We start from the raw sequence: 17,686 nt of genomic DNA on the forward strand, positions 1-17,686 counted from the left end.
TGTAAGGAGAACGGCAGCTATGCCGAAGCAGAAGACCCACTCTGGTGCTAAGAAGCGCTTCAAGCTCACCGGTAGCGGCAAGGTTAAGCGCCAGCAGGCGAACCGCCGCCACTACCTGGAGCACAAGTCCTCTCGTCTGACCCGTCGTCTGGCTTCTGACCAGATCGTTACCGGCGGCCAGGCAAAGGTTGTCAAGAAGATGCTGGGTAAGTAAGCAACGCTTACTCTCTGCACCTGGCGCACTGATAGTGGTGCGCACTGATTAAAGACTCGCTCCTGTTCAGCGTGATATGTGAGCTGTTCAGGACATAAGACGAAGGAGACACACGTGGCACGTGTGAAGCGCGCGGTTAACGCGCACAAGAAGCGCCGTACTATTCTCGATCGTGCATCCGGCTACCGCGGTCAGCGTTCTCGCCTGTACCGTAAGGCTAAGGAGCAGGTCACTCACTCGCTGGTTTACAGCTACGACCACCGTCGTAAGAAGAAGGGTGACTTCCGTCGCCTGTGGATTCAGCGTATCAACGCTGCTTCCCGCGCACAGGGCCTGACCTACAACCGCTTCATCCAGGGCCTGAAGGCTGCTGGTGTTGAGGTTGACCGCCGTATGCTGGCTGAGCTGGCTGTTAACGAGCCCGCTGCCTTCAACGCACTGGTTGAGATTGCTAAGAACAACCTGCCCGAGGATACCTCGGCTCCCAAGGCTTAATGAGCCTAGGTTGTGTTCTTACCTCGAAAATCTAGGTTCGGGGTAGGATGCTTAAGCGTCGTGAGCGGCCGTCTGCACTTTTGAGTGTGGGCGGCCGCTTTCTGCGTATCTGGGGGTTGTGCGTGTGACTGTTCTGCGTTTTTGGGTGTGCCTTTGCCTGTACCCTTTAAGAGTGAACTTTTTTGAACGTATTAGTACCCCCGTTGTGATGTCCAATCCGCAGGCAGATCGTGTGCGCGATATTGCGAAGCTGCGTACCCGCGCTACTCGCACGAAGAAGGGCCAGTTCCTGGTGGAAGGCCCGCAGGCTGTGCGTGAGGCGTTGAAGGCGCATCTGAAGAAGCCGATTCTGGACGCTGTGTATGTCACGGAGACGGCTTTTGACCGTCATGAGGATATCGCTGAGCTGCTGGAGCAGGTGTACGGTACTCCCACCCCGGAGGAGGGGCGCCGCGTCTTTATGCGTGTGGTGACCGATGAGGTGCTGGAGGCGATGGCTGATTCGGTGAGCCCGCAGGGTATTATTGCGGTTTCCTTTATGGTGGATGCGTCGTTCTCGCTGCTGTGGGGTGAGGGCGCGTTGAACCCGAAGCTGATTGCTGTGCTGTCTCGTGTGCAGGACCCGGGTAATGCGGGCACGATTCTTCGTGTGGCTGATGCTGCCGGCGCGGACCTGGTGATTACGACTAAGGGTTCGGTTGATTTGTATAACCCGAAGACGGTGCGTTCTACTGCGGGTTCGCTGTTCCATGTGCCGATTATTCAGGGCGTGCAGTTGGAGGATTTCGCGGAGGATGTGAAGTCTCAGGGTACTGCCGTGTTGGCTGCGGATGGCTATGGTGCGGTGAATCTGCAGGAGTTGAGCGAGTACACTGCGGCTCGTCGTGCCGGTGTGGAGGCGAACGCCCCGTCCGGTGTGAAGGGTAATTTTGATCTTTCGAAGCCGACAATGTGGCTTTTCGGGAATGAAGCTCAGGGTTTGAACGTTGAAGAGAAGGCTGCCGCCACTATGCGTGTGGCTGTTCCTGTCTATGGTTCGGCTGAGTCTTTGAACGTGGGTACGGCTGCTGCTGTGTGTCTGTATGCTTCGGCGATGGCTCAGCGCGGCGTTTCCCGCTAGGTTTTCTTGGTTGGGCGGTTCGTGGCTGTGATGCAGCGGCGGGCCGCCTTCGCCTCATAGTTTTAGAGTTTTGGTTTGGGGTTCGTAGAAAGGGAAATCATGTCTGCTCCTTCTGGTCATTCGGGTTCGGGCGCGATTATTGCCGCGCTGGGTGCGAACTTGGGTATTGCGGTGCTGAAGTTTTTGGCTTTTGCGCTGACTCGTTCTTCGTCGATGTTGGCGGAGGCTATTCATTCGGTGGCTGACTCGGGTAATCAGCTTCTGCTTCTTCTGGGCGGTCGCGCTTCGCAGAAGCAGGCTGATGAGGAACATCCGTTTGGTTATGGCCGTAACCGCTATATTTACGCGTTTATTGTGTCGATTATTATCTTCGCGCTGGGTGGTTTGTTTGCCCTGTATGAGGGTTTTGAGAAGCTGCATGATCCGCACGGTATTACTGAGTGGCAGTGGGTTCCGGTGGCTGTTCTAGTGGGTTCGATCCTGCTGGAGGGTAATTCGTTCCGCGTGGCGGTGAAGGAGTCGCGTGAGCTGAAGGGCAAGCAGAGCTGGATGCGTTTCTTGCGTACTTCGAAGAACCCGGAGCTTCCGGTGCTTCTGCTGGAGGATGCGGGTGCGCTGCTGGGTCTGATTTTTGCGCTCTTTGGTGTGGGTCTGACTCTGTTGACCGGTAATGGTCTGTGGGATGCGTTCGGTACCCTGGCTATCGGTATTCTGTTGGTCTTTATCGCTGTGTTCCTTGCGGTGGAGATGAAGTCCCTAATTTTGGGTGAGGCTGCTTCGCCGGAGGATTTGGCGAAGATTCGTGCGGCGATTGAGGATGGCGATAGCGAGCGCATTATCCACATTAAGACTGTGCACCTGGGTCCTGAGGAGATTCTGGTGGCGGCAAAGATTCGCATTCATGATGCTGACACTGGTCGTGCGGTGGCTGATGAGATTGACGCGGCTGAGGTTCGTATTCGCGAGGCTGTTCCTGCGGCACGCATCATTTATTTGGAGCCGGATATTTTCCGGGCTTAGTTCTAGGAGATTTTTGTTATGACCGTTGAGATGATCGTTGATGGTTTGCTAAAGATTTTCGTTGGCCTGATCATTCTTTTGGTGTACCTGCGTCTGACTCACCGTTCTCAGGCGGGGCACCAGACCCCGATTGATACCATCGGTAACTTTGTCATCGGTGGTGTGTTCGGTGGCGTGTTGTACAGCAAGCAGATTAGCCTGTTCTACTTTGTCATCTACATGGTGTTTACGCTGTGCATGATTCAGCTGCTGAACGTGGCGACCACGAAGATTCGTTTTCTGCATATGGCGGTGCGTGAGCAGCGCGTGCCGGTCATTACGGATGGTGATATCGATATTAAGAGCTTCCAGCAGGCAGATGTGGTTCTTGATCCGATGCGCCTGATTGCTGACCTTCGTGCGCAGGGTATTTACGACCTGGAAGACATTGAGTTCGCTCAGATTGAACCGAACGGTGCGCTGAGCGTGATCCGTAAGGGTGACGGTGTGCCGAACTTTGCTCTGATTGTGAAGGGTAGCTTGGTCACTCGCGATATCGCGGATGCGCACAAGACCGAGGATTGGGTGTACCTACAGTTGCGTGCCGCTGAGGTCGAGCTTGAGGATGTCTTCCTCATGGAGTTCAAGAACGGCAACCGCCTTCTGATTCTGCTGAATGACGGCACTAATATTCGCCGTGAGGTGGCAGAAGCCTCGAATATGAATGATGAGGAAGAAGAGTGGCAGGAAGGCGTAGAGGAAGCTCCTGAGCCTGATGATACTGAGGATGCAGAGAAGGAAGTAGCGGAGCACGCTGCTGAGGATGCGCATCCGACGAAGGATTCTAAAGCGTAGAAGAAGGTAGAGAAAGATGAGTGAAGTGTCGCCCTCGTTTGAGGTTCAGGTGGTTGGCGCCGCCGTGGTTGATTCTTTGGAGGCTCCGACCCGTATGCTGGTGGCTCAGCGTTCTGAGCCGCAGACTGTTGCCGGCATGTGGGAGTTCCCGGGCGGTAAGGTCGAGCCGGGGGAGAGCTGCGAGCAGGCGCTGGTGCGTGAGCTGAAGGAGGAGCTGGGCGTGCAGGCGCGTTTGGGTGCTGAGGTGCCCGGCGCGTACCCGCAGGGCTGGCGTCTGAGCGAGCGTCTGGCGATGCGCGTGTTCTTTGCGGAGATTCTTTCGGGTACTCCGGATACTTTGGAAGATCACAGCGCGCTGCGGTGGATGCCGCTGCCGAAGTCTAAGGATGACGCACAGGCGTACGATGATTTGCTGGGTTTGCCGTGGATTCCGGCGGATTTGCCGATTGTTGTGGCTCTTCTGCAGCAGCTGCAGGACACTGGCACTGGTGAGGCGTAGACCCAAGGTATGACCTAATGCTCTGCGCTAGTTCGTTGCGAGGCTAATTCGCCGTTGTGTGACACATTCGCGGCGGTAACAGGATAAATTTTCTCTATCTTTTGTGACACTGTTTGAAGGCGGGATTCCCTGTGGGGAGTCCCGCCTTTATTCATATTTTGAGGGGGATTTATGCGCCGTGTAATCCTGACTTGTGTGTTTGTTGGGGAGGGGATTTTGTCATATATGGGTTCGACACGGATACATACTTTGGAAACCAATCGGTAGGCGGGTAGTATTGAGGGAGAAATCACATACGTATTGGGAGACAATGATGACTGCTCAACCCCCGTTTGATCCGGGTGCCTACCGCTCCGACGCGGTTCCCTCGGACACTCAAGCTATTTATATTCAGGAAGGCGGCGCTGAGCCGCGCGGAATTCTGTTCCACTCGCCGACCAAGCACCCGAAGATTCTGCGTCTGCAGGAGATTATGATTGTCTCCGCGCTGCTCTGCTTGATCCACGGTGTTATTTCCTCGTTCGCGCCGGATAACCTGTCCCCGCTGAAGGGTCTGCCGGAGTTCGGTGTTGCAGGCGGTATCGGCCTGCTGGTTGTTTCTGCGGTTGTGTACATTTGGGTGTACTTCACGATTCAGAAGGGCAAGCGTCTGGGCCTGACTGTCGGTCTGATTTTTGCAATTCTGGGTGCGTTCGTGGCGATTCTGTCTCTGATTGGTAATGTCATTGACGCTCAGCGCTACGGCTTCGTGCCCCTGTACGCGGCATGGTTCATTGCGAACGTGCTGTGGATTCGTGCTTCTTTTGACCCGGCTGTGAAGCAGGCTCTGAAGTAGAAGTACCCTCTTCAACCCTGTTGTTGAAAAGATATACTCTAGAACGCCCGGATGGACTATCCGGGCGTTCTGCTGTTTACGCTTCCTTCTCTGGTCTAAAATGGATAGGATATGCGCCCGTCGCCTTCCCCCTGTTCCGCACCCTGTGCGGGCAGCCGGGGGAGAGCTGACGGTGCTACCTAAGGTGTATAACGAGCCAGCCGGTATAGTGCCGGTGGTATGCAGAGAAGAGTGACAATGACCGATTCCGTGCAGGAACACGAGGGTCTTAACGGCCCGGCTCAGGTTCTCGCCCGCATTGCGCAGGTTCTGGAGGAGAACCCCGAGAACGGTTTGGACGCTATCCGTGAGGCTTTTGAGGCTGAGCGTGAGCGTGCCAAGCAGGAGATTCGCGAGAAGGCTAAGGACTTTGACAGCCTCAAGGAGGTGCGCCTGAGCTTCTTCGGTGAGAAGGGCATCATGAGCATCGCTAACCGCCAGATGCGTGATCTTCAGAACCAGCACAAGGGCCCGGTGGGTAAGCTGATGGGTCAGGCTCGTGCAGCCCTGACTGAGGCTATTGAGGCTCGTACCGCCGAGCTGGAGGCTGAGCGTGAGGCTCGTATCCTGGCTGAGGAAGCTGTGGACGTTTCTGCTGCTTCGCCTCGCCGTTCCCTGGGCGGCCGCCACCCGATTGCTCTGATGCAGGAGCGCCTGACTGATATCTTCGTTGGTATGGGCTGGGAGGTTGCTGACGGCCCCGAGCTGGAGTCTGAGTGGTACAACTTTGACGCTCTGAACATTAAGCCGGATCACCCGGCACGCGAAATGCAGGACACTTTCTACGTTGAGCCGAAGAACGCTCACCTGCTGCTGCGCACTCACACGTCGCCGGTGCAGATGCGCTCGCTACTTTCGCGTGATTTGCCGCTGTACATTGTGTGCCCGGGTCAGGTGTACCGCACCGATGAGCTGGACGCGACCCACACCCCGGTCTTCCACCAGATTGAGGGCCTTGCCGTGGATAAAGGCCTGACGATGGCTGACCTGAAGGGCACCCTGGAGTACATGGCACGCGCCATGTTCGGTGAGGACGCTAAGATCCGCCTGCGCCCGAACTTCTTCCCGTTCACTGAGCCTTCCGCTGAGCTGGATTTGTGGCACCCGAACGCTAAGGGCGGCCCGCAGTGGATTGAGTGGGGCGGCTGCGGCATGGTGAACCCGAATGTTCTGCGTGCTGCGGGTATCGATCCTGAGGAGTACTCGGGCTTCGCTTTCGGTATGGGTATTGAACGTACCCTCATGTTCCGTAACAACGTCGCTGACATGCATGACATGGTTGAAGGCGACATCCGTTTCTCTGAGCAGTTCGGGATGGAGATCTAAATTATGCGTGTACCCCTGTCATGGCTGCGCGAGTTCGTGCCTGTAGCCGAGGATGCTTCGGCTGAAGATTTGATGGCAACCCTGGTGAAGGTTGGCCTGGAAGAAGAAGACGTTCACCGCCCCTCTGATGAGCTGTCCGGACCAATTGTGGTTGGCCAGGTGCTCTCTATGGAGCCGGAGACCCACTCGAACGGCAAGACCGTGAACTGGTGCCAGGTGCGTGTGGTTCCGGAGGGCCAGGAGCAGACTCTGACCGGTAAGGGCATTGAGCCTTCCGGCGTTCAGGGCATTATTTGTGGTGCCCACAACTTCAAACCCGGCGACAAGGTTGTTGTGACCCTGCCCGGCGCTGTTCTGCCCGGTGGTTTCGCGATTACTGCCCGTAAGACTTACGGTCACAAGTCGGCTGGCATGATTGCTTCGACTCGTGAGCTGGGTATTGGCGATGATCACGGCGGCATCCTGGTGCTTTCGACCCTGGGCCTGGACCCGGAGCTTGGCACCGATGCGATGGAGCTACTGGGCCTGTACGATCAGGCTGCTGAGGTGAACGTGACCCCGGACCGCGGTTACGCGTTCTCTCTGCGCGGTATTGCTCGCGAGTGGTGCCACGCTACCGGTTCTTCCTTCGAGGATTTTGTGCTGGCGTACGGCGAGCGCGCCCCGGAGGCGAACGAGTCCGGTTACCCGGTTTCTCTGCGTGATGACGCCCCGATTCACGGTAACCCCGCATGCACTCGTTTCGTGATGCGTGAGGTGTCGGGCGTGAAGGCGGATGCGCCGGTTCCGACCTGGATGTCTTCGCGTCTGCGTCTGGCGGGTGTGCGCTCGCTGTCGCTGCCGGTGGATATTTCGAACTACGTGATGTTGGAGACCGGTCAGCCTCTGCACTTCTACGATGCTGACAAGGTTCAGGGTGAGATTGTGGTGCGTCGCGCCGCTGCTGGCGAGAAGCTGGTGACCCTGGACGGTGTTGAGCGTACTCTGCATCCCGAGGATATTGTCATTGCTGATGATTCCGGCGTGATTGGTCTTGCCGGTGTGATGGGCGGCGCTTCGACTGAGGTGACCGATTCGACCACCCGCATTCTGGTGGAGTCTGCTCGTTTTGATGAGGTGTCGGTGGCTCGTACTGCTCGCCGTCACAAGCTGATTTCTGAGTCCTCGAAGCGTTTTGAGCGTGGCGTGGATCCGCAGATTCAGGCTGCGGCTGCTCAGCGAGCGGTTGAGCTGCTGGTTGAGCTGGCTGGTGCTCAGGTTGAGCCGGGCGTTACCGATGTGTCGCTCGGCTATGAGCCGGTTGTGATTGACCTGCCGGCTGATTACACTGCTGGTCGTATTGGCGTGGATTACTCGCCGGAGCAGATTGAGTCCTGCCTGCGTGAGATTGGTTGCTCGGTGGAGCGTACCGAGTCTGGCTACGCGGTGACTGTCCCGTCGTGGCGTACTGACCTGCGTGCAAAGGAAGACCTGACTGAGGAAATCGCACGTATTGACGGTTACGAGAACATCCCGTCGACTCTGCCGGTGGCTCCTGCGGGCCGCGGTTACACTCCGGAGCAGGCGGGTAAGCGTCGTGCGCTGAATGCGCTGGCGGCTTCGGGTCTGACTGAGGTTTTCGCGTACCCCTTCGTGTCGGCTGATGCGAATAACCTGTGGTCGGCTCCGTGGGTGAGCACCCCTGAGAACCCGGTGACTGAGGTTCCTTCGGTTCGCCTGGAGAACCCGATTTCTTCGGCTGAGGGCTGGATGCGCCGTTCGCTGCTGCCGGGCCTGGTTGAGGTTCTGAAGCGTAACCTGTCTCGTGGTTTCAAGAACCTGGCTATTTTTGAGGCGGGTCACGTGTTCATCCCGGGTGAGCAGCTGGGTTCGGAGTCTATTCCGCCGCTGGGCGCTCGTCCTTCGGATGAGGTTCTGGCTGATTTGAATGCGGGTATTCCGCAGCAGCCCACTTACGTTGCTGGCCTGTTTGCAGGTACTGAGCATGAGGTGATGCCGGGCGCTACTCCGCGCGCTTACGATTGGCGTGATGCTTTGGACGCTGTGCGTCTGGTTGCTGCTGCTGTTTCGGCTGAGATTCAGGTGCGTAACGGTGTGCATACTGCGTTCCACCCGGGCCGTGTAGCTGAGGTTCTGAATGCTGCCGGTGAGCGTGTTGGTTTTGCTGGTGAGCTGCATCCGAAGCTTCTGCAGGAGCTGAACCTGCCTGAGCGCACTTGCGCGTTTGAGCTGGATTTCTCGGCGCTGTTCGCTGGTCGTGTTGAGGCACGTCAGGCTACTCCGGTGCTGACTTTCCCGGCTGCTACTCAGGATGTGGCGCTTCTGGTGGACCGCGATCTGCCTGCTTCTGAGGTGGAGCGTGTTCTGCGTGAGGGCGCTGGTGAGCTGCTGGAGGATATCCGAGTCTTTGACGATTACCGCGGTGTCGGTATTGACGAGTCGAAGAAGTCTTTGGCGTTTGCTCTGCGTTTCCGCGCGCCGGATCGTACGCTGACTGCTGATGAGGCGTCGGCTGCTCGTGAGGCTGCTGTGGCTGCGGCTGTTGAGCAGCTGGGTGCGGAACCGCGTGTCTAACCGGGTCTGACCCTATGGCGTAATGCCTAGTGCTGACGGGGTGGGAGTTGTTGGCTCCCACCCCGTAGCTTTTGGTGTTGTGTAGCGGGTTTACCGGTGGGGTTGGTTTATGAAGCGTTGATAAGCGCTTTCGTTGGTGAACTCATGTGGTTATGGGTACCCTAGAAGATAGATGATGTGAGGGAGAGAGAGTAATGGCTAATCGAGAGAACTCGCGCGAGCAGGATGAGCTGTCGCAGTCTGAGGTCGAAGAAACCTACTTTGAAGATTCTGAGTATGAGGATTCTGAGTATGAGGAGTACGACGAGTACGAGGATTACGATGATGAGGAAGAGAACTCCTCTCTTTTCGCGATGAGTGAGGAAGAGCTGGATGACCGTCCGGGTGTGAACTGGTTGTCGGTTCTTTCTGCGGCGGTTGCGGTTATTCTTTCCATTGTTTTGGCTGTTGTGGGTGTCCGTGCTTTTGCGTCGGTGAATAATAACGCTGAGTATGCCGGTAAGAGCTGGGTTATTCAGGGCACCTATCAGGATTTGACTCCTGACCTGATTACGAAGGGTAATGTGGCTCGTTATAAGGGCAACCTGCCGGCTGATGACGCACTGAACGGTAAGACGTATGTGTCGAATCTGAAGGATAAGTATCAGGTGACTTCGGGGGCTCCGATTGAGTTCCGCGGTTCGCAGACTGGTGATGTTCCTTCCGAGTTCCCGCGTGAGGTGGACGGCCTGTTGGTGGAGAAGAACGGCAGCCTTGAGGTCGTCTACACCGCTGAGAAGGGCACGTTGAAGCCTGTGACTGAGGACAGCGTGAATGCTGAGCGTTTTGCCGGTATCGCAAGTATTGTTGGTGCGGTGCTGGTGCTTCTGCTGGGTCTGGGTTTTGCTGTGTGGCTGAACCGCCGTTCGCGCGATGTCGAGTATGAGGACCTGGAGGGTCTGGTGGAGGATGAGCGCTAGGCGTTCTGAATCCTAAGGACTCACCGGTTGATGTTTTGTTGAGGGAGCCTGTTTCTGGTGCACGTGGTGTGCTGGAGGCGGGCTCCTTTTTCGTGCTCGCGTACCGGGGGTTTCTTGATCGGTGCGGCGCACCAGCCCACCATGTTCTTGCACGCTATGCATTCATTGCGAGGTTATGCGCCCGAATGTGTAGATACACGTTACATTCGCGGCGTTTTGCGTGACAGCTGGTGAGATAAACCCTGAAAAATCCCCCATATCTTGGAATAATCCGTATTTGGTGCGCATATTTATGTGCATATGTATTATCTTGGGTAGTAAAGAATGTTGCGCTGCGCCACCGTTGGGCAGCTCCGTTCTGAATTCGTGATTGGCACCGTAGGAAGAAGAGATATTATGCCTTTCCCCTCGACCAAGATCGCGCGTCAGGCACGCATCGTTGAATTGCTGCAGACCCGACGTGTCCGCTCCCAGGCTGAACTGGCGCAGTACCTGACCGATGATGGTATGAAGGTTACTCAGGCGACCCTTTCCCGTGATCTTGTTGAAATTGGCGCTGAGCGCATCCGTGATGAAGGCGCCGGCTTGATTTATGCTGTGCCGAATTACCCTGCTCGTCGTGGCGGCGGTACTGCACCTGATGCCCGTATGATTTCCCTGTTTAAGGAACTGCTGATTACCGCTGAGGGTTCGGCAAATATTACGGTTCTGCGTACTCCTCCGGGTGCTGCGCAGTTCTTGGCGTCGTCGATTGATCAGGGCGGTCTTGAAGCGATCATGGGCACTATTGCCGGTGACGATACGGTAATAGTGGTTACTCGTGACCCCAATGGTGGGGCTGCGCTTGCCGAGAGCTTCTTGGATTGGTCTGCTGCTCAGTAGTAGCTGGGGCGTATCTTGCGCTGTTCTTCTGATGTTTCGGGGGAGCGGTTGAAGGTACGCCCTTCTGCTGTCTTTGGGCTCTTTTCCGGGCTCCTTGCCGGGCTTCTAGCTCGGCTTCTCCTTTTCTAGATATACCGATTTTTTTCTGTGGTGAGAGTTTTCTATCATGTCTGAAATGCACGATTCAGCGAACAATAATATTGCCTACCTTTTGGCGGAGGCTGCTTCTGGTTCTGATTCTGATTCTGCGGCTAAGGCGGCTTTGGCGATTCCGGCTTCTGGCTCTGCTGATGTGCAGGTGGTGAGCTACGCGCAGTTGGCGTCTGCGGCTGCGCAGGTTCAGCGTCATGTGGCGGCGCTCGGTGTTGAGCGTGGTGACCGTGTTGCGTTGTCTATGCCGAATGTGGCGTTGATGCCGGCGTTGTATTACGGCATTGTGGCTGCGGGCGCGATTTGTGTTCCGTTGAATCCGCTGTTGTCGGGTGCTGAGCTGGAGTATCATCTGCGCGATAGCGGAGCGAAGGTGCTTTTTGCTTTTGCGGGTACTCGTCTGGCGTCGGAGGCTTCCTCGACGGTACCGGTGAAGAACGGTTCGGTTCGTTGTGAGATTTTCACCGGGGGAGAGGGTTCGCCGGTGGCTCCTTTTGATGCGCCTGCCGATAGCGCGCCGGCGGATACTGTTCCGTCGGCTGCTGTTCTGGAGCCTGTCCCTGTGGCGGCGAATGACCCGGCGATTATTCTGTACACGTCGGGTACGACGGGCCGCCCGAAGGGTGCGACGCTAACTCACGCGAATATCCTCTCGAATGCTCGTAGTTGCGTGAGCGTTTTTGGTTTCACCGCTGAGGACGTCATTTTTGGTGGTCTTCCGCTGTTCCATGCGTTTGGTCAGACGGTGTCGATGAACGCGGCGTTTGCGGCGTCGGCTACGGTTGCTTTGCTGCCGCGTTTTACCCCTGAGGGTGCGCTTAATCTGATGGAGCGTGCCGGGGTGTCGGTGTTGGCCGCGGTCCCGAGCATGTATGTGTCGTTAGCGGCGGCGCTGGAGGCTGAGCCTGAGCGTGTGCGCTCGCTGCGTGGTCGCATCCGTTTCGGCATTTCGGGCGGTTCGCCGCTGCCTGCACCGGTGCATTCTGCGTTGAAAACGCTGATTGAGTGCCCGGTGTATGAGGGCTACGGTTTGAGTGAGACGTCGCCGGTGGTTTCGTTTAATCAGGCGGAGTTTGGCATGGTGCTCGGTTCGGTGGGTCGTGTGCTGCCGGGCGTGCAGGTGCAGGTCCGTTGCCCGCAAGGTTCCGAGTGCGCGCCGGGTGTGAGCGGTCAGCTGTGGGTGCGCGGTGAGAACGTGATGGCTGGCTACTGGAATAATCCGGCAGCTACTGCTGAGGTTTTTGACGGCGAGTGGTTTGCGACCGGCGATGTTGCTCGTGTTGATGAGCAGGGCAATATTTTTATTGTGGACCGTATTAAGGATATGGTTCTGCGTAACGGCTATTCGGTGTATCCGCGTGAGATTGAGGATGTTCTCTATACCCATGAGCAGGTGCAGTCGGTAGCGGTGTTGGGTGTGCCGGATGAGCGCGTGGGCGAAGAGGTCGTCGCCGTGGTGATGCCGCGTCCGGGTGCTGATGAGGGTGTGTTGCAGGCGGAGTTGAATGCGTTGGCGCGTACTCGTTTGGCGGCGTATAAGTATCCTCGCCGCTACGTGATGGTGGAGAGCATGCCGCTGGGCCCGACCGGCAAGATTCTTAAGCGTGACTTGCGGGTTTTGATTCAGCGGGGCTAATCCCGGCAGACGGTTCTTGGCGTTTATCTGAGGACAAGCGCGGGTGAAGGGGGTAGAATTTTGTAGGCGGCTTCTACCGCGTTATTGTTCCCGGGTGTTTTTCCCGGGGCTATCCCCTTCACGAAAGAGAGAGCATGAGCGTTCCCGCTTCTGAGGCTTCGCGAACCCCTATTGAGCAGTTGATTCCGGCTGCTTGCGCTACGATTCCGAATTACCCGCACGAGGGTATCCTCTTTTACGATGTGACCACTCTCTTCGCTAATGCTGAGGTGTTCAAGGCGTGCATTGATGAGCTGGCTGCTCGTTTTGAGGGTCAGTTTGATGTTGTGGCTGGTGTTGAGGCTCGCGGTTTCTTGCTGGCTTCTGCGCTCGCGTATGCTACCGGTACCGGCGTTATGACGGTTCGTAAGGCGGGTAAGCTTCCGCGTGAGACGTACCGTGAGGAGTATGCGCTGGAGTACGGTAGCGCGGCGATTGAGATTCACTGTAATGATTTTGCGCCGGGCACTCGTGTTCTTCTGCTGGATGATCTGCTGGCGACTGGCGGTACCCTGGTGGCTGCCGCAAAGCTGGTGGAGCGCGCGAACCTGAAGGTCGCCGGCGTTGGCGCTCTTCTGGAGCTGGAGGGTCTGGGCGGCCGTGAGGCGCTGGCCGGTTACCGTCTTGAGACGCTGAGCTTGGTGTCTGAGTACCCGTTGCCGTCGAAGTAGTTTTATAGAGTGTGAGGCTGACCGCCCTATTGGGTGTGCGCAGCTGATATTGATGAGGGGTGCCCCGCCGGTTGAGCCGGTGGGGCACTTTTCTGTGTATGCCTGTGTGGGTTTTATGCGGGGGTAATATTTCTGCCCTTCGGAGCCTGTCCTGTAAAATAGTGACCCGTATTTTTGGGTGTCTGTCGCACCCTGTCTTTGAGACACCATAGGTTTAAGGAGCTTACGTGTCATCTGAATCTCTACCCCAGCAGTCTGCTGATTCTTCGGCGGCTGAGAAGCTGTTTGCTGAGCAGATGGCTGCGGAGCGTGAGTATGTTGCTCGCGTGTATGCTCGCCTGGATGAGCTCCGCGAGGAGACGGCTGAGAAGCTGGCTGCTGTGCGTAAGAATCAGGCGGTGGGCGGTCATCAGAACCGTTCGGAGCGTGACTCTTTTGCTACTCACTATGAGGATCGTTTGGCGCAGCTGAATGCTGTGGATTCTCGTCTGACGTTTGGCCGACTGGATATGGACCGTGAGGGCGCTGATGCGGTGCGTTATATCGGTCGTATTGGTATTACGGATAGCAATCAGCAGCGTCTGCTGATGGACTGGCGTGCCCCGGAGGCGGGTACGTTCTATCAGGCGACTGCTTTCCACCCGATGGGTGTGCGCCGCCGCCGTCACCTGATGCTTGAGGGCCGCACTGTCGTAAATATTGAGGATGAGGTCTTCGATTCGGAGATGCTGCAGGATGAGGATTCCCTTCACGGTGAGGGTGCTCTGCTGGCGGCGTTGAATAAGAAGCGTACCGGCCGCATGGGCGATATTGTGGCGACGATTCAGGCTGAGCAGGATGCGATTATCCGCTCGGAGCTGCCGGGTGTGCGCGTGGTGCAGGGTGGTCCCGGTACCGGTAAGACCGCTGTGGCGCTGCATCGTGCGGCGTATCTGCTGTACACGAACCGTGAGCGCCTGTCGAAGGCTGGCGTGCTGGTGGTTGGTCCGTCGAATTCGTTCATGTGGTACATCGAGCGTGTGCTTCCGTCGCTGGGCGAGACCGGCGTGGTGATGTCTTCGTTGGCGACCCTGTACCCGGGTCTGCGTGCTGTGCCTGAGAAGGATCGTGCGGTTGCGGCGCTGAAGGGCGATTTGCGCATGGTGAAGGTTATTAAGCGTGCGGTTGCGGATCGTCAGAAGGTGCCGGCTCAGGTTCAGCGTCTGAATGTTGAGGGTACTGATGTTGAGCTGACTCCGGAGATGGTTCGTTCGGCTCGTTCTCGTGCTCGTTCGACCGGCAAGCCGCATAATGAGGCTCGTGAGACGTTCGTGAAGATTCTGTTGAAGGAGCTGACCGCGAAGCTGGATGATCAGCTGAACCGTGCGGCGGGTCGTGTGGTGGAGCGTCCGTATCTGCAGGATGATGTGCGTGCCTCGATGGATGTGCGCCGTGCCTTGAACCTGGCGTGGATGCCGCTGTCGCCGGAGACTCTGTTGCGCTCGCTGTTCTCGAAGCCGCACTATTTGGAGTCTGCGACTCGTGAACTGTCGAAGGCTGAGCGTGAGCTGCTGGCTCGCCCGGCGGATGCCCCTTTCACGGAGGCTGATGTTCCTCTGTTGGATGAGGCTGCTGAGCTTTTGGGTGATTTTTCGAAGGTGACCGGTGCGGCTGCTGCGGCTCGTGCTGCGGCGGAGCATCGCGCGAACCTTGAGAATGCGGCGAAGGCTCTGGAGAATGTTCACCAGTCGCTGGAGGATATTGGCGCTGATGGCGTGATTACTCCTGAGCAGATTGCGATGATGAATGAGGTTCGTGGCGAGCGTATGACTGCTGCGGCTGCGGCGTCGGCTGATCGTACGTGGGCGTATGGCCATATTGTGGTGGATGAGGCTCAGGAGCTCTCGCCCATGCAGTGGCGTCTGCTGATGCGTCGTTGCCCGATGAAGTCGTTCACGATTGTGGGCGATATTGCTCAGGCTTCTTCTGCTGCGGCTGCTTCCTCGTGGTCGCAGGCGTTGGAGCCGTTTGTGGGTGAGCGTTTCACCCTGGAGGAGCTGACGATTAATTACCGTACTCCGGCTCAGATTGCGGAGGCGGCGGTGTCGGTTGCTCAGGCTGCTGGCTATGAGGTGTCTGCGCCTCGTGCGGTGCGTGAGGGCCGTTGGGCTCCGCTGGTTCATGAGGTTGCCTCCGAGTCTGTTGTGGAGCAGACCGTGGCTGTGGTCAGCGAGGAGGTCGCTCATTCGGGTGGCGCTCTGATTGGTGTGGTGTGCCCGCCGAGCCTGTATGTTCAGACGGCTCAGGCTGTGGCTCGTGCTCATGCTGATCGTACGGGTACCGCGCAGACTGCGTTGGAGAATCAGGTGCTGGTTCTGACTCCGTGGGAGGCGAAGGGCCTGGAGTTTGACGTTGTGGTGATTGTTGAGCCGCAGCAGCTGATTGATGATGCTGATGGTGCTGTGGGTGACCTGTACGTGTCGATGACTCGTCCGACTCAGCGCCTGCACATGGTGGGTTCGCGGATGCCCGCGGGTCTGTAGCCTTGCGGCTCGTGTAGCCTCTATCTGTTATTTCTGTGAGCCGGTGCCGCACCGGTTTGGGCGCTCGCTTGGGTTTTTCTGAGCGTTTGGGCTGGTGCGGTGCTAGGCTTGTTACATATTTTGTTCGAGCGCCTTCGGGCGTTGTTACCTTGTGAATGGGAGAAGCATGTCTGCCGAGATCCTCAACGCGCAGCATAATGACGATACCTTCGAGAATATTTGGCAGGAGCTGAAGTGGCGCGGCCTGGTGCACGTGAGCACTGATGAGGCTGCTCTGGAGAAGGCGCTGAGCGAGGAGAGCCTGACTTTCTATACGGGTTATGATCCGACTGCGGCTTCTTTGCACCTGGGTCACCTGGTGCAGCTGCTGGTGATGCGTCGTCTGCAGCTGGCTGGTCACAAGCCGCTGGGTCTGGTGGGTGGTTTCACCGGTTTGATTGGTGATCCGCGTCAGACTTCTGAGCGTGTGCTGAACTCTCCTGAGGTTGTTGCTGAGTGGGTTAAGTCTCTGCGTGCTCAGATTGAGCGTTTCCTCTCTTTCGAGGGTGAGAACGCTGCCCGCATGGTGAATAACTTGGACTGGAGCGGTCAGATGTCTGCTCTGCAGTTGCTGCGCGATGTTGGTAAGCATTTCCGCGTGGGCACCATGGTGAAGAAGGAGATTGTTGCGAAGCGCCTGAACTCTGATGAGGGCATTTCGTACACCGAGTTTTCGTACCAGATTCTGCAGGGCCTGGACTTCTTGGAGCTGAACCGTCGTTTCGGTTGTACTCTGCAGACCGGTGGTTCTGACCAGTGGGGTAACCTGACGAGCGGTACCGAGCTGATTCGTAAGGTAGAGGGTAAGAGCGTTCACGCTATTGGTACTCCGCTGATTACTAACTCTGATGGCACTAAGTTCGGTAAGAGCGAGGGTAACGCTATTTGGCTGAACCCGCAGATGTGCTCGCCGTACGCTTTCTACCAGTTCTGGCTGAACACTGCGGATGCGGATGTGCTGGATCGTCTGAAGGTCTTTACGTTCTTGACTCGTGCTGAGATTGCTGAGTTTGCGGAGAAGGTTGAGAAGGAGCCGTTTAAGCGTGAGGCTCAGAAGACTCTGGCGTACCTGGTGACTTCGCTGGTTCACGGTACTGAGGCTACTGATCAGGCTGTGGCTGCTTCGGAGGCTTTGTTCGGTAAGGGCGATTTCGCTGCTCTGGATGAGGCTACCTTGGAGTCTGTGGTTGCTGAGCTTCCTTCGGCTAAGCTGTCCGAGGACCGTCTGGACATGATTTCTGTTCTGACTGAGCTGGGCTTTGCGAAGTCTAACTCTGAGGCTCGTCGCATTCTGAAGGAGGGCGGCGCTTCGGTGAACGGCGTGAAGGTTCAGGGCGAGGACGCAGCGATTTCTAAGGATGATCTGCTGCACGGTCGTTTTGCGATGGTTCGCCGTGGCAAGAAGAACCAGGGCGCTGTAGAGCTTGTTTAGTCTTTTCTGACTTTCTCTATACATATAGAGGGGGAGGGGTTCTTCTCTACTGAAGTATTCATTACTGAATGTTCGGTGGGGGAGTGCCCCTCCTTTTCTATTCCCTATATACGTTCTCTTTATATACAGAGCCCCTCCGTCAGGAGGGGCTCTTCTTGTATCGTTCTGCTACCCTCTGGCTCTGGGGTTTCTTGGTTTGTCTTTGTTGGCGAGGGCTTTGGGCGCCTTTCGACCCTGTTTTGGGGGTCCAGAGAGGGGAATTCGCAGATTTTTGAGGTTTCTAGAAGTTTTTTAAAGATTTTTTAGCACCCATAAAACGCACTGACTAGGTGTTTTGGTGTTTGTGAGGGTGTTTGAGACCCTTACAGAGTCGTACTTGTGGTCTACTTCACCCTATTTC

Annotated in this window: 15 protein-coding genes; all 15 read left to right on the top strand. The window is 56.8% G+C overall.

The features are described 5' to 3' along the window. The first annotated feature begins 19 nt into the window (after positions 1-19). The 15 genes from rpmI (at position 20) to tyrS (ending at position 17,286) form a co-directional block, all read left to right on the top strand. A complete protein-coding gene (rpmI, locus tag RQ593_RS09205) occupies positions 20-214 on the top strand; it encodes a 50S ribosomal protein L35 (protein WP_004006287.1) in 195 nt (64 codons plus the stop codon). A gap of 114 nt (positions 215-328) precedes the next feature. After that, a complete protein-coding gene (gene rplT / locus RQ593_RS09210; RefSeq protein WP_005507127.1) occupies positions 329-709 on the top strand; it encodes a 50S ribosomal protein L20 in 381 nt (126 codons plus the stop codon). Positions 710-827: 118 nt separating this feature from the next. Next, entirely contained in the window at positions 828-1,829 is a 1,002-nt protein-coding gene (locus tag RQ593_RS09215) for an RNA methyltransferase (RefSeq protein WP_311450456.1), read from the top strand. A 99-nt stretch (positions 1,830-1,928) separates the two neighbouring features. Further along, positions 1,929-2,849, top strand: a complete 921-nt coding sequence (locus RQ593_RS09220; RefSeq protein WP_311450457.1) for a cation diffusion facilitator family transporter — start codon at positions 1,929-1,931, stop codon at positions 2,847-2,849. An 18-nt stretch (positions 2,850-2,867) separates the two neighbouring features. Beyond that, a complete protein-coding gene (locus RQ593_RS09225) occupies positions 2,868-3,683 on the top strand; it encodes a YetF domain-containing protein (protein ID WP_311450458.1) in 816 nt (271 codons plus the stop codon). Positions 3,684-3,699: 16 nt separating this feature from the next. Continuing rightward, positions 3,700-4,182 carry a (deoxy)nucleoside triphosphate pyrophosphohydrolase gene (locus RQ593_RS09230; RefSeq protein WP_049345338.1) on the top strand — a complete coding sequence of 161 codons (483 nt, stop codon included), beginning with the start codon at positions 3,700-3,702 and terminating at the stop codon, positions 4,180-4,182. Between the two features lie 313 nt (positions 4,183-4,495). Beyond that, complete coding sequence (locus RQ593_RS09235; RefSeq protein WP_049338512.1) at positions 4,496-5,017, top strand: hypothetical protein; 522 nt, start codon at positions 4,496-4,498, stop codon at positions 5,015-5,017. 237 nt (positions 5,018-5,254) lie between these two features. Next, positions 5,255-6,382, top strand: a complete 1,128-nt coding sequence (pheS, locus tag RQ593_RS09240; protein ID WP_049328035.1) for a phenylalanine--tRNA ligase subunit alpha — start codon at positions 5,255-5,257, stop codon at positions 6,380-6,382. 3 nt (positions 6,383-6,385) lie between these two features. Beyond that, positions 6,386-8,956, top strand: coding sequence for a phenylalanine--tRNA ligase subunit beta (pheT, locus tag RQ593_RS09245; protein WP_311450459.1), 2,571 nt, complete (start codon positions 6,386-6,388; stop codon positions 8,954-8,956). A gap of 194 nt (positions 8,957-9,150) precedes the next feature. Continuing rightward, positions 9,151-9,915, top strand: coding sequence for a hypothetical protein (locus tag RQ593_RS09250; RefSeq protein WP_311450460.1), 765 nt, complete (start codon positions 9,151-9,153; stop codon positions 9,913-9,915). 396 nt (positions 9,916-10,311) lie between these two features. Beyond that, on the top strand, positions 10,312-10,797 hold the full coding sequence (locus RQ593_RS09255; protein ID WP_044150633.1) for an arginine repressor: 486 nt from the start codon (positions 10,312-10,314) through the stop codon (positions 10,795-10,797). Between the two features lie 166 nt (positions 10,798-10,963). Beyond that, positions 10,964-12,583, top strand: a complete 1,620-nt coding sequence (locus tag RQ593_RS09260; protein ID WP_311450461.1) for an AMP-binding protein — start codon at positions 10,964-10,966, stop codon at positions 12,581-12,583. A gap of 134 nt (positions 12,584-12,717) precedes the next feature. After that, on the top strand, positions 12,718-13,293 hold the full coding sequence (locus RQ593_RS09265) for an adenine phosphoribosyltransferase (RefSeq protein ID WP_311450462.1): 576 nt from the start codon (positions 12,718-12,720) through the stop codon (positions 13,291-13,293). 227 nt (positions 13,294-13,520) lie between these two features. Next, a complete protein-coding gene (locus RQ593_RS09270; RefSeq protein WP_311450463.1) occupies positions 13,521-15,815 on the top strand; it encodes an AAA family ATPase in 2,295 nt (764 codons plus the stop codon). 166 nt (positions 15,816-15,981) lie between these two features. After that, a complete protein-coding gene (gene tyrS / locus RQ593_RS09275; protein ID WP_005507143.1) occupies positions 15,982-17,286 on the top strand; it encodes a tyrosine--tRNA ligase in 1,305 nt (434 codons plus the stop codon). Positions 17,287-17,686 lie beyond the last annotated feature (400 nt).

Origin of the sequence: uncultured Rothia sp. (assembly GCF_963507905.1) — a bacterium.
Taxonomy (GTDB): domain Bacteria; phylum Actinomycetota; class Actinomycetes; order Actinomycetales; family Micrococcaceae; genus Rothia.